This window comes from Evansella clarkii, from assembly GCF_002019695.1.
Lineage (GTDB): Bacteria > Bacillota > Bacilli > Bacillales > Salisediminibacteriaceae > Evansella > Evansella clarkii.
On sequence record NZ_KV917376.1, the window covers coordinates 309,274 to 322,391 of the forward strand.

Here is a 13,118-nt window from a genome sequence, read left to right on the forward strand (position 1 = left end):
GTTTACAATAATCACATAAAGTGAGGTGTAAAATAGTGGAGGGCAAAGAATATAAAAAGGTTAACGAAGCCTGGATTCCATCTCCGTGGTTTAATAACGCTTCTAATGATTGGAGGACGGTCTTTAAAGAAGCGCCGCAAATAATTTACAAAAAAAACGAGATGATTTATCAGCAAGGGGAAATAAACACTTATATTTACTATGTCATTGAAGGCAGAGTCAGGGTTTCACTACTAGACGATACAGGCCAGGAGAAATCCATTATCATTCTTAACCAGGGGAGTATATTCGGGGAGAGCTGTGCGATTGAGCAAACGCCAACAGAAGTTACAACAACCGCTAATACAATATGTAATCTTGCTTATATTCACAGAGATCAGTTTTTACCGGTAATATTAAACAGTCCATTATTATGCGAGAAACTAATATTCAATCTAACCAGGAAACTAAGTTCACTGCAACATCATATTAGAGAGATTACATTTATGAGTGCACATGAAAGAGTTATTATTTACCTGTACAAGTTATCAGTTCAGTACGGAAAAGACACACATGAAGGCAGAAAAATTTCAATAAGCTTTACGCACCAGGAAATGGCTGATTTATCAGGCACCTCCAGAGTTACTGTGTCTAACATTATGCGAGTTCTTACTATGTCGGGGATTGTCCAGAAGATTAATGGTTATTATTACATTAGAAATACTGAAGAATTTACTAAATGGATACCAAACGGTGAAAGGAGATAGAAATGGAGAAAGAAGCAGAGATACTGGTGCCAAAAGTGACTTCACCAATAAGAGTAATGTTTATGTTTGAATCAACAGGGTGGTTCGATACAACAAAAGAATATAAAGAAGAAGTTATTATTCCGGAGCTTAAAGAAATTATTAAGGAATGGGAGAAGAACGGGGCAAAATTAATAGGAACAATAGATGCGGACGTACTTGCAGCGGGACGGACAGGACAATTGGGATGGCATGCATGCTTTTTATATGATGTTCCTGATTTATCAACTATCACTGCTATGACACATGCTTTCAGGGCCAGGGAACTTGACCGTTATTTTAGGATCGAGGCTGTTATCGGGAGACCATTTGTGCTTCTAGAAGAAAAGTAGAGGCAGTAAAAAACTTATAGCTGGCGGCTCCGAGAAAAGATATCTATTATCCTCAAGTAGAATTCAGTTGGTTGTCGGTAAGTTATCCCCAGGTCGCAGGTAACAGACCTGCGACCTGGTTCTTTGAAACATTGCCTTGAAACAAGGTTGTTCGGGTGAGCAGAGTGTATTATGGTAAACAAGTTAAGGCTGATAGTTAAATAAACTAAAGCCTTCAACTTCAAGTTTTCGAAAGCTCCCCCACAGAACAATATGATAGAACTTTTACTTTATTCTTTAATCGAGTCTTCTTTTGAGCCCTGCGCCTTATTATCGCTTCCCGGAATAACGCATCCCTCAGGGTCGCAATCCATCCTGTTCTTTAGATCTGCTTCTTCCTGCTTTTCTTTTTCAAGTTGTTCTTGCTGCCATTCTGTATCAATCATCGGAGAAAACTTTTCGGGGTGTCTGATATACCAGCGTTGCTTCCTTATCAGGAAGTTGTCTGTGTCGAGCATTAATGCTTCATCCAGTTCGTTTAGAGCTTCTTCTTTTTTCCCGTTCCTGTAATATTCCATCCCCAACTTGAACTTTGTTTCCGAGAGTTGCCTTTCAATCTCGGAAGGCCCACTTTTTGGGTTATAATAGGAATCATCTAACACCACTATTTCTGCCTCATTCAGTATAAGTTTTTCAACAGCCTCATAATGAGTTTTTTCCTTGATCCTGAACCCTTGTTTAATAAGTCGAATATATCCTCTTTCATCAACAAATACTCCATTTGGGACGATTTTAAACCCGAAATAATTGGCCATTTCATTTCCGGAGTCAACGACTGTAGTAAACTTGGTGTCCTTTACATAAGGTTTAACTACCTCAGGTCCCTGAATATCTACCGATACAGACAGAATCTCAAAATCTTCGTTTTTATACTTTTCATAAAAGGATTGCCATCCAGACAATTGTTTTCTGCAGCGTCACCAGGATGCCCACATAAAGATTAATGTTTTTTTCCCTTGAAACTCAGTAGTTGATATCTTGTTCCCATTTAAATCTTCCAGTTCCATATCCGGAAATCTCTCCATCAGCAACTCATCCAGCCCCTTCCTGAAAGTGATGTTTATGATTAGCTGTCATGTTGTTTAAGTATTTGTACTTTAACACAGAAAAAGACAAATATAAATCCTTACTGCATCATAAACTATAACCATTATAATCACCGGTTGGTTGATGGATTCTCAGGAAAGAGCTGTGATGATGAGTGGTAGATAAAAAAACCCGCCAATAGGCGGGTTTTGCTCAATCTTTTAACTTAATCCGATTGTTCCAGCGACTCCTGGACAGCCTGACTAATTTCAGTACGAGGATAGTTGATTCGTTCCCCGAATTCTACCCAATCGAGATTCGCCATCAAAAGCAGGTAACGTTTCCCGCTGGCCGGGTCGCTGATGATGATGTGGTCACGGCCTGCCGTTTCCACACGCCCCTGGTAAACCATCGCATTCCATCTGCTGTTCCCTTGGTAAGTAAAATAGAAGGTACCAATCTTACCTTTGTTGAAGCGAATGATATTTTCGATAAATGATTCCTGCATCACGCCTCCCGGAAATTGCTGACCAGTTCCCAATGGAACCACCGGGGTGGAATATGCCGGTCCAGAAGGCATATCAATAGGGAATCCACCTTGTTGTTGTGCGGCTCCCCCCATTACTCTGGAAGCGGGATAGTAACCAGGATAATTCATTGGATAATAACTGGAGTCTCCATATGTCATGTGAAGTACAGCTCCTTTCTTTATTTAGCGGTAAAACTCTGGGCAATAGCCCGGTACACCGACATAGTAGCAATGATTTTTATGTGCAAACTCGAACTGCGTCATAGGGGATCTTGGCATCGTAGGGGTACAGGGATCCCGGTATGCTTGCCCAGGGCTGGGATTAAAAAACCACAAGCTCATTCTGGAGCGAGGTTCCCTGTAACCTTGCAGCAAATCCCTGGCCCTCTGGAGGTCAGCTTCATCGGGACGCTGCGTATACAAAGTTCCGTTTAAGACGGGTTCGAAATGAGGGATACCAGTACCAGGGATTTCCTGATAAATCGCATGCCTGATATTGCGTAAGTTTTCGAAGTCCGGAGCACAATCTGCCTCCACCCGATTGGCGACAACCGTCCCTACCATGTTCATTCCCAGAGCTCCTTCTCCAATCGCTTCTGCCAGCATGAGCCTCGCTAACGATTCTACGTCACGGGTAGTATGCTTAATTCGTCTACCCATCTACTCACCCCCTTCAACCTATACAACTAACTTATTGCCTGAAGATAACTTTCGAAACTTGCCAATCAGCCCAAACTGGGGGAATTCATCAAAAATCAAGTTTAATATATCAATAAAAAAACACATGCGATTTAAAAATGCATGTGTTTTTGCTTATTGGCTTGTTTGCGCTCCCTGGAGTATCCATGTTACTTGTTACTCTGCTGCAAACTTTTATTTTTTTAATGTTTCATATTGGCGTACTACTTCTTTTAATATGTCACTGCCTTCATCCAGTTTACTGATAGTCTGCAGAACATAAGAAGGACCGTGTTCTTCGATCATTCTCTGAATTTCCATCGCTTCCTCGTCCTCCTGATGATCAAACAACAAGGCAGCAGCGATTGCCTTTGCAAGGTTTGTGAAAGGCAGTCCCGCTTTTTGCGCCTGTGTTGCAGGTCGTATCAGCCTGTCTTCCGGTCCAAGTTTCCTTATCGGTGAGCGTCCTACCCTTGTAACCCCATCATTTAAATATGGGTTTTTGAAGCGTTCAATATTCTTGTTGATGTATGTTAAATGCTCTTCTTCATTGAGGCCGTACTCCTGAACCAGATATGCACCTGTCTCCTTAAGTGTTTCCCTTACCTGCTTAGCGACTGCTTCATCCGCTAAAGTCTGGTCAATAGTTTCTTTTCCTTCAAGATAACCTAAGTAGGCAATTACCGCATGTCCTGTATTAACCGTAAATAGTTTTCGCTCAATAAACGGAGCCAGTTCCTCTACAATCTTCATTCCGTTTATTTCTGGAATACTTTCCTTTGTTTCCACAACCCATTCATAGTAAGGTTCAACAAGCACATCGAGAGAATCCTGGTCCTGAATCGGGACAATACGGTCTACTGCCGAGTTAAAGAAATAAATTCTTCCTTCCATTTTCCCCTTCGTTTCTTCATCCAGATGGTCAATAATATGGTTTCTTAAGATATCCGTGGCGCCAATTTGATTCTCGCATGCGATGACATAAAGCTTTTCTTCCGTTTCAGTAATATGCTTTGCTATCCCCCGGGCAATCAACGGTGCGATCCGTGGCAGAATATTGGGTCCAATCGCAGTAGTTAAATAGGTGGCATTCTTAATTGCAGCTATTACTTCATCTTCCTGGGTCATGTTATTCAGTCCTGAAACATTTTCGATCGTCATTGTCTCATTTTGTTCCGTTGCGAGCTTTACCTGGTATCTTTTTTCATCATTTAATTTATTTATGATCTGCTCAGCAATATCCACAAAAGTTACATGGTAACCAGACTGCGAAAATAGTGCTCCTATAAAACCTCTGCCTATGTTTCCTGCTCCAAAATGAACTGTCTGTTTCAACATCATCATTCCTTTATGAGATTATTTTGTAAGAAATTCAGAAATAAATCTTCGAGTTTTTTTCGTATCAGTGGTTCATTAGAGGAAGAAAAAACCATCATTGATACATCGCTTTCAATCAAAGCTGTACTGATCAAGTTAAGTATTTCCTGCTCCCGCTTGCTCATGTTTTCAGGCGCCAGCATCAACAGCAGATTCTTCATTTGCATATCCTCGCCGTCCATCCCTTTAATAGTACAGGGCTTGTCCAAATGGGCCACCTGGAAAATCAGTTCCAGTACTCCTTCTTCACGGCAATGATACAGACCCATATTTGTATTTGGTATCCCAAGGCCGCCCTTTTTCTCCCGCTCCTCCAGCTGCCGCATTATGTCAGAAGTGTTGTTGACCAGGCCATCCTGTCCGGCCCTGTCGACCATTTCCTGTATCGTCTTCCAGTGGTCACCAACTTGCTCCATTCGATAGACACGCAGATTAGTAAGAATCGACTCCATACTTGACTGGACATCTTTTATTTCCTGCAAGAGAATATTTATATCCTGCCGCTTGTTTTTTGCTGTAGCTTTAAAGCGGCTGCCAGCAGACAAATACTGCTTTTTTCTAGTCAGCTTCCCTAAATTTTTTTGCAAGTAGTTCTGAATAAAACCAATATCCTTATTGCTTAATAATGGACTTACCAGTATATAATCCAGATCAGAAAAAGGAAGCCTGACAGTGGATATTACAATATCGAATTCACTAAGATTAGCTGTCCGGAAATCCTTAATCGATAAAATCTCCACGTGAGTAATCTCCATAAGCTCTTTTTTTATCCGGCTCGCAAGCATCCTGGAAGCTCCTATACCTGTAGGACAAACCACAACGGCATTAATTCTTATCTTCTCTTCATTCATTAGCATAGCCGATCCAAAATGAAGAACAACAAACGCTATTTCATCGTCCGGAAAATCGATATCTTCAAATTCTTTCTCCAGGCTGTCCTTTACAGCAATAAATAAAACAGGATATTTTTTCTTAATTTCATTTGTCAAAGGGTTGTACAGATCGAGATTCTGCTGCAAACGGTAAATGGAAGGTTCCATATGTGCCAGTAATCCCTGGAATAAAGAAAAATCATCGGTAAAATCGATATTCAGCTTTGATGAAACAGCCTTTATTACCTTTTTAATCAGTTTGCCCAGCAGGACACTGTCATAATAGATTACCTCAGCGGCTTGAACCTTTGAACCTTTTAAGATGACTGATAAAAAATGCACGTCACTTTTTGTTAAAGGAATTGCAAGTTTTTCCTTCAGCTCTGTGCATATCAATTCTATTAGCTGAAATTCATCTGTATATTCATTTCCAGCTTGATATTCCTGTTCCAGCAGGAATTTACTTTCATTTCGCTGAATTGTAAGGCAAATATGTACAATGAGGCCTATATAATCACTATCTGCCAGTCTTGTCTGCCAATTGTTGATTTTATAATTTACAAGGTGGTCAATTAAAAATAAATACCGAGGTGAAAAATAACCGAGTATTATCTCCTCCGGCTCGTTTCCCTGTTGGAGAAAATACAGGCTTTCAATCAAATCTTCGTAAAAATGTACCAGAAAGTAGCTTGCGAGTGCATGCCGTTTATCCGCTTCTTTTCCCGAAAGTTCCATCCCAACACCCCTTTTTCTGGTAAGGGTGATGGAGAATTTATTAAGCCAGTCCTCAAGGTCATCCAGGTAAGATGTCAGCGTTACAGCGCTGACTCCCAATTGATTTGCGAGCACCTGCTTTTTAAATGAAGGTCCTTCATGGAGAAGCGTGATCAGCAAACGCAGTTTTCGCTCTTCCGGAGTGATATCAGTAGGGTTAACACCGGTCAATTTCTGTATTAGCTTATAAATATGCTCATTTTTGCCGTCAATAAAGAGACCATCATTAGATGTACGTTGCAGTTTCAAGTGAAATTGCTTTAATGTTTTTTCTACCGATTTCAGGTCCCTCTGGATTGTCCTCCCGCTCACATTTAAGAACTCGGAAAGTGAGTGGACTGTATGCCTGCCCGAAGTTTTTACAATTAATTCAATGATTGATTTTTCCCTCGAGGTTATAAACATTCTTCTCACTCATTTCACTTATTAGAAGTCCATTTTCAGGAGAAAATGCCTGAACACCTTTTATATTCAAACAGAAAGGCAGGTATACCCCGCCTTTCCAGTTTGTTTATTATTTGCTGTTGATAATATCCATGAGCTCTTTCGCCGTTTTGGCCTTTACCATTTGATCCACATTTTCCTGTTCGGAACAAATGATAGCAATGCCTGATAGTATCTCTAAGTGCGTACCGTCTTTTCCGGCGATTCCGAAGATCAATTTAGCTTGCTCTCCATTGAAATCTACCCCGTTTGGTACCTGGATAACCGTGAATCCTGACTTAATGACTGCTTTCTTCGCTTCTTCTGTACCATGCGGTATAGCTACATTATTGCCCATGTAAGTCGATGTGATTTCTTCACGTTCGATCATTGCCTCTACATAGCTGTCTTTCACGTAGCCTCCTTTTACCAATACTTCACCGGCAAAACGGATCGCTTCCTCTTTTGTAGCGAACTCTTTACCCATAAAGATGTTTTCTTCAAGCAGGAGATCATCGTCTTTATCCATATTCGGCTCTGTATCTGCCGCATCTGTTTCAGATTCTTCAACCAGCTCAGCCTGTTCTTCCGTAATATCATTTTGGAGGCTTGCAATGAGCTTATCATACTCAGGACTTGATAAGAAATTATCAACGGAAATGTGATAAGCACCAGGCAGCTTGTTCTGTGCACGGGGAGTCAATTCCTCCTGCGTGATTACAACCTGGGTATCAGCAGGCAGATTGCTGATCGCTGTATTCGTAACTGTTATATCAAGGCCAGCTTCTTTTACTTTCTTCCTCAGCAGGGAAGCTCCCATCGCGCTGGATCCCATACCCGCATCACATGCAAAGACAATTTTGTTTACTTCTTTTGGTAAAGCACCTTTATTTACTGCTGCTTCTCCAGCTGCAGTACTTTTCTTCCCTTTCATTTGTTCCATCTTCTTTGTAGCTTCGTTGATATCTTCATCAATCTGTTTGCCTGTTTTAAGTACAAAAGCAGAAGTGACGAAGGAAACTGCAGTCGCTACGAATACTGCTGCAAAGTTTGCCAGGTAAGCTGTTCCTTCCGGAGGTGTTACAGCTGTAATTGCTATAATACTTCCTGGAGAAGCTGGCGCTACAAGTCCACCGCCAAGAAGCACAAGCGTGAACACACCACTCATTCCTCCCAGGATGACAGAAACAATAAGCATTGGCTTCATAAGCACGTAAGGGAAGTAAATTTCGTGAATACCACCCAGGAAATGTATGATTGCCGCTCCCGGTGCAGATTGTTTCGCCAGTCCTCTTCCAAAAATCATAAATGCTAATAGCACACCAAGACCTGGTCCCGGGTTTGCTTCAAGCAGGAAGAGAATCGAACGGCCGATATTCGATGCTTGTTCCAACCCAATCGGAGTCAGAACTCCGTGGTTGATTGCGTTATTTAAAAACAGGATTTTTGCCGGTTCAATTAATATGCTTGTAAGGGGAAGCAAGCCTGCGTCTACCAGCCAGTCAACACCTGTTACGAGAACTCGTGTGAATGCCTGGACAGCCGGGCCTATCCCTAAAAATGCGATAATAGCAATAGTTGCACCAATAATACCTGCAGAAAAGTTGTTGACGAGCATTTCGAAGCCGGATCTGACTTTTCCTTCGATTGCCTGGTCGAATTTTTTAATAACGAATGCTGCAAGCGGTCCCATAATCATGGCCCCTAAGAACATTGGAGTATCAGGTGCACCAACAATAACCCCCATTGAGGCAATTGCACCTACCACACCACCGCGCTGATCGTGGATTAATTTACCTCCTGTATAACCAATTAACAGAGGCAATAAGTAAGTAACCATCGGGCCAACTAAACTGGCAAGGTTTTCATTTGGAAAGAAGCCAGTAGGAATGAATAATGCTGTTATTAATCCCCAGGCTATAAAAGCCCCAATGTTCGGCATTACCATCGAACTGAGGAAGTTACCGAACTTCTGCACTCTGACTTTAATTTTTGACTGAGCCATTATATTCTTCCTTTCAGTAAAAATAATTATTGACTTTTAACTTACATATATAATCATAGTCTAATTAGATCCGCCGATTCAATGTTATTGAAAACTAACTTTGTCGTGCTTATAATGACAAACCTATTGTTTCTCAATATGCCGCTGTTATACTTACAAAACCATGTAAGCCGCCCGTTTCACCAGCAGTAATCATAAGGGCTTGAGCAGCTGGGACACCGGGGGCCACCTTCCATAATATTGCTCATTATTTTGTATTGACTTCTATCAAAAATCTCTTTATAGTTTTACATACGTTTTACTTTACCACTTAAAAGCGTTTAAGCGTTTAAGTGTTTTAGTGAAAATCATCTCGGGTTAAATATTTCAAAAGGTATTTAGAAAAGGAGAAAGTGAAATGATCAATTTAAGAGGTTGGGAAGCCCTCCTTATTATCGCTATTATTTTAAGTGTAATTGGTGTTTCCTTAATTCATTACGGTGCACATCCCCATGTTCCGATTTTCATAGTAATTATTTTTATTATTGGGTATGGATTTATAAAACGTGTCCCATGGGCTGCTTTAGAAGAGGGAATGATTAAAGGGGTAAAAGCAGGTATCGTACCAATTATGATTTTCATGTTAATCGGGGTGCTTATCGCCGTCTGGATGGAATCGGGAACGATTCCTACGTTGATAGCGTATAGTTTGCATATTGTTTCAACTGACTATTTCTTACCCAGTGCCTTCATCGCAACGGCTGTTGTTGGGATATCACTAGGCAGCGCATTCACAACAATCTCTACCATCGGAGTTGCGTTTATGGCGGTAGGCAGTATTCTGGGCATTCCTTTACCGATGGTAGCTGGAGCCGTTATTTCCGGTTCTTTAGTGGGTGATAAGTTGTCTCCATTATCCGATACCACAAATCTTGCATCTTCTGTCGCCAAATCCGATTTATTTGAACATATTCGTCATATGTTATGGGTTGGAATACCTGCTTTTACAATCTCCCTTATCTTATTTATTATCATTGGACGGACAAACACGACTGTTCAACCTGAAAGAATGGAGGAAATGCTTACCTCCTTACAAGAAACGGCTATTGTTCATCCGTTTGCACTGCTGCCAGCTGTATGTATTATCGTTATGGCAATCATGAAAAAGTCAGCTATACCAACAATGATTATTGGTATTACAGCAGGTCTGGTAACATCTATCCTTCTGCGAGGAGACATATTTATAGCAGACTGGATGCAACTCATTCAAAACGGCTATATTTCAGGAGCGGCAAATGAAGATCTGGCAAATATTCTTGACCGTGGTGGAATCCAAAGCATGATGTGGGCTATATCTCTTCTATTATTAGCATTAAGTATGGGAGGCTTATTGTCTGTTCTTGGCGTGATTGAGAGATTAATTCAATTGATACAAGGCGCAGTCAAAACAACAGGAAGACTTGTGCTTTCTACCGTTTTATCAGGAATTGGTATTAATGCAAGTCTTGGAGAACAATATATGTCTATTATTTTGACAGGGGAAGCATTTCAGAAGCGCTATAAAGAAATGGGGTTTACGGGTAAACAACTCTCTAAAGTGTTAGAGTCAGGTGGAACGGTTATTAACCCGCTAATCCCTTATGGGGTAAGCGGCGTATTTATGTCGAGTGTTCTGGGAGTACCAGTTCTTTCTTATTTACCCTTTGTATTTTTCTGCTTACTTTGTCCATTGATTACAATGGTTTATGGATTTACTGGAGTAAGCTTCTCTAAGAATAATATTGAGAGTGTTGAAAGAAAAGCGGCTTAATCGGAGAGATAAAGAACAAAAATTCAAAGAGGCTTCTCAAAAGTTTAATCAACTAATGAGAAGGCTTTTTTTGATTATATATACCCAGAAGTGAGCAGCTATTACATCGCGCGCCCCTAAAGGTGGGAGTGTGCAATATCTATTATGGCTTGTGAAAACTGCAAGCATTACCTACTTTTTTAACTTTAGTTCCATCAGCTAATTCAAAGCATAATAAAATAGCCGATACATAAAATATTTATGTTTATAGAACACAGAATTTTTTCTATTTTAATCAAAATATTTTTCCGGCCGGATTATTATGTTATTTTAATTACTTGATCTAAAATCATTGGGGGTTTTTTTGATTAATATTCCAATAGATGAACCAGTTATTATATTTGCGTTGGCAATGGCAATTTTCTTTATAACTCCATTATTAATGAAAAAATTAAGAGTACCAGGCATTATAGGTCCCATATTAGCAGGGGTTATTATTGGTCCCCATGGCTTACATCTTTTAGAAAGAGATCAAACCATTGTATTATTAGGGACCATAGGATTGTTGTTTATCATATTTATAGCAGGATTAGAGTTGGATATTGATGGCTTCAAAAAATATCGAAGGAGAAGTATTCTGTTTGGTTCCCTGTCGTTTAGCCTTCCGTTTATTTTAGGGACAATCGTTGGTGTTATGTTTGGCTATAGCATAACAGCCTCCATCCTCCTGGGATCAATACTTGGTTCTCATACTTTACTGGCTTACCCTATTGCAAGCAGACTGGGCATTTCTAAAAATAAGGCGGTAACAACTGCAGTTGGAGGGACACTTCTCACAGATACTTTGGCCTTGTTAGTTTTAGCTGTTGTCACAGGGGCTGCAGCAGGGGAATTGTCACTTGTGTTCTGGCTAAAAATGACCATATCACTCATTGTTTTTGTTTTTTTAATACTTTGGGGAACACCGAGACTTTCAAGGTGGTTTTTTAGAAATGCAGAAAATGAGGGTGTGACTAATTTTACTTATGTCATGGTTATTCTTTTCGCTTCCGGCTTCTTAGCAATGGTTGCCGGTATGCACCCAATAATAGGGGCATTCCTAGCGGGCCTGGCCCTGAATCGTTTTGTTTTTGATAACGGTACATTAATGAATCGTATCCGTTTTCTTGGAAATGCGTTATTCATACCATTCTTTTTGTTATCTGTAGGAATGTTAATGGATTTAAGTGTGTTATTTACCAACCCAAAAGCGTGGATTATTACTTCAGCCATTGTTCTTTCAGTATTCATAGGAAAAGCCGCCGCTCCTGTAATTATTAGTAAGGTTTATAAATATTCCAGGACAGAACGTAATGTAGTCGTTGGTTTAACCATACCGCAAGCAGCAGCAACACTCGCTTCTACATTAGTTGGTTTTGAGGTTGGTTTGCTGGATCAGGCAACTGTCAATGCAGTAATCATAATGATTTTATTAACATGTATCGCCGGGCCCTATTTTGTTGAGAAATACGGCAGAAAACTGGCGCTGCAGGAGGAGCAACAACCTACTGAGAAAAAGGAAGGGCCTGAGCGTATCCTTATTCCGTTAGCCAATCCACAGACAATGGAATCTTTAATAGACCTTGCCAACTTGATTAAAGATCCCAATTCGGATGAACAACCTGTATATCCCTTGACAGTAGTACAAAAAGATATAAGAACTGCACAAGACGAGGTGGCAAACGCGGAAAAGATGTTAGGGCATGCGGTTATGTATGCGTCGGGTTCGGAGATTCCCGTGCGTCCAATAACAAGGGTAGATCGAAATGTATCGAACGGCATAATAAGGGCTGTCGCCGAAGAAAGAATTAACACTGTTGTTATTGAATGGAATGCTGAAAGGAAAGCCAACGAGTTATTTGGGGGTATTATTGACCGATTTGTTGACCAGACAACTCAAACCGTATTAGTAACAAAATTAGGTCATCCAATTCATACAACAAGACGGATTATTATGATCATTCCATATGGCGAGGATCACAAGCCTGGATTTTTCGAAGCGTTAGAACGGATAAAAATGCTGACGGCCCGGTTAAGTGCCTCCTTATTAGTTTTAGTAATTAATGATTCTGTAGAAACATATGAAAAATATTTAAAGAAAATTAAGCCCAATCCTCCTACTGAGATTAGGAAAATAGATAGTTGGTCTTCCATAAGAGAGAATTATGAATCTTTGTTACAACAAGATGATATTGTAGTCATTATGAGTGCAAGAAAAGGTACGATTGCCTGGCATCCTGAGCTTGAGGAATTGCCAAAAAGGCTGGCAAAATTAAAACCTGAAAGTTTCATTGTTTATTATCCAGCAGAAGAAGAGGAAGTTGATATCAGAGGCTCCAGGGGTATAGAAGTCCCCAAAGAAATGCTGCGCAAAAAAGATTATGAGGAATATGATTAAATGTGAGCAGGCGTATAGCCGACGCTGGAATGAATTTCGGTATTCATTTCTATGTTCATATTTAATTGAATCC

10 protein-coding genes are annotated in these 13,118 nt (G+C 40.3%); 4 read left to right on the forward strand and 6 right to left on the reverse strand.

Features of this window, described 5'->3' with window-relative positions; genetic code table 11:
• Positions 1–35: 35 nt before the first annotated feature.
• Both BK582_RS01305 and BK582_RS01310 read left to right on the forward strand, forming a co-directional pair.
• Positions 36–746, forward strand: a complete 711-nt coding sequence (locus BK582_RS01305; protein ID WP_078592637.1) for a Crp/Fnr family transcriptional regulator — start codon at positions 36–38, stop codon at positions 744–746.
• Positions 747–748: 2 nt separating this feature from the next.
• Positions 749–1,117 (forward strand): hypothetical protein, encoded by a 369-nt coding sequence (locus BK582_RS01310; RefSeq protein WP_078592638.1) that lies wholly within the window; start codon positions 749–751, stop codon positions 1,115–1,117.
• 269 nt (positions 1,118–1,386) lie between these two features.
• Here BK582_RS01310 and BK582_RS26355 read toward each other — a convergent pair whose 3' ends face one another.
• From BK582_RS26355 to BK582_RS01340, 6 genes are all read right to left on the reverse strand, one after another.
• Entirely contained in the window at positions 1,387–2,058 is a 672-nt protein-coding gene (locus BK582_RS26355) for a thioredoxin family protein (RefSeq protein WP_139368196.1), read from the reverse strand.
• 350 nt (positions 2,059–2,408) lie between these two features.
• Entirely contained in the window at positions 2,409–2,870 is a 462-nt protein-coding gene (gene gerQ / locus BK582_RS01320; RefSeq protein ID WP_078592639.1) for a spore coat protein GerQ, read from the reverse strand.
• Positions 2,871–2,894: 24 nt separating this feature from the next.
• Positions 2,895–3,371, reverse strand: a complete 477-nt coding sequence (locus BK582_RS01325) for a cell wall hydrolase (RefSeq protein ID WP_078592640.1) — start codon at positions 3,369–3,371, stop codon at positions 2,895–2,897.
• A gap of 213 nt (positions 3,372–3,584) precedes the next feature.
• A complete protein-coding gene (locus BK582_RS01330) occupies positions 3,585–4,724 on the reverse strand; it encodes a mannitol-1-phosphate 5-dehydrogenase (protein ID WP_078597742.1) in 1,140 nt (379 codons plus the stop codon).
• A gap of 5 nt (positions 4,725–4,729) precedes the next feature.
• The gene (locus BK582_RS01335; protein WP_078592641.1) at positions 4,730–6,817 is read right to left on the reverse strand and encodes a BglG family transcription antiterminator; all 2,088 of its coding nucleotides are present in this window, start codon (positions 6,815–6,817) and stop codon (positions 4,730–4,732) included.
• A 109-nt stretch (positions 6,818–6,926) separates the two neighbouring features.
• On the reverse strand, positions 6,927–8,840 hold the full coding sequence (locus tag BK582_RS01340; RefSeq protein WP_078592642.1) for a PTS mannitol transporter subunit IICBA: 1,914 nt from the start codon (positions 8,838–8,840) through the stop codon (positions 6,927–6,929).
• 397 nt (positions 8,841–9,237) lie between these two features.
• Between BK582_RS01340 and nhaC the strand changes: the two genes are divergently transcribed.
• Both nhaC and BK582_RS01350 read left to right on the forward strand, forming a co-directional pair.
• Complete coding sequence (gene nhaC / locus BK582_RS01345) at positions 9,238–10,629, forward strand: Na+/H+ antiporter NhaC (RefSeq protein WP_078592643.1); 1,392 nt, start codon at positions 9,238–9,240, stop codon at positions 10,627–10,629.
• Between the two features lie 343 nt (positions 10,630–10,972).
• Complete coding sequence (locus BK582_RS01350) at positions 10,973–13,045, forward strand: cation:proton antiporter (protein WP_078592644.1); 2,073 nt, start codon at positions 10,973–10,975, stop codon at positions 13,043–13,045.
• Positions 13,046–13,118 lie beyond the last annotated feature (73 nt).

What these genes read in the sequence shown, in the direction of transcription:
- gerQ (WP_078592639.1), bottom strand. Translation starts at nt 2,870, where the DNA reads ATGACATATGGAGACTCCAGTTATTATCCAATGAATTATCCTGGTTAC.
- BK582_RS01325 (WP_078592640.1), bottom strand. Translation starts at nt 3,371, where the DNA reads ATGGGTAGACGAATTAAGCATACTACCCGTGACGTAGAATCGTTAGCG.
- BK582_RS01335 (WP_078592641.1), bottom strand. Translation starts at nt 6,817, where the DNA reads ATGTTTATAACCTCGAGGGAAAAATCAATCATTGAATTAATTGTAAAA.
- BK582_RS01340 (WP_078592642.1), bottom strand. Translation starts at nt 8,840, where the DNA reads ATGGCTCAGTCAAAAATTAAAGTCAGAGTGCAGAAGTTCGGTAACTTC.
- BK582_RS01310 (WP_078592638.1), top strand. Translation starts at nt 749, where the DNA reads ATGGAGAAAGAAGCAGAGATACTGGTGCCAAAAGTGACTTCACCAATA.
- nhaC (WP_078592643.1), top strand. Translation starts at nt 9,238, where the DNA reads ATGATCAATTTAAGAGGTTGGGAAGCCCTCCTTATTATCGCTATTATT.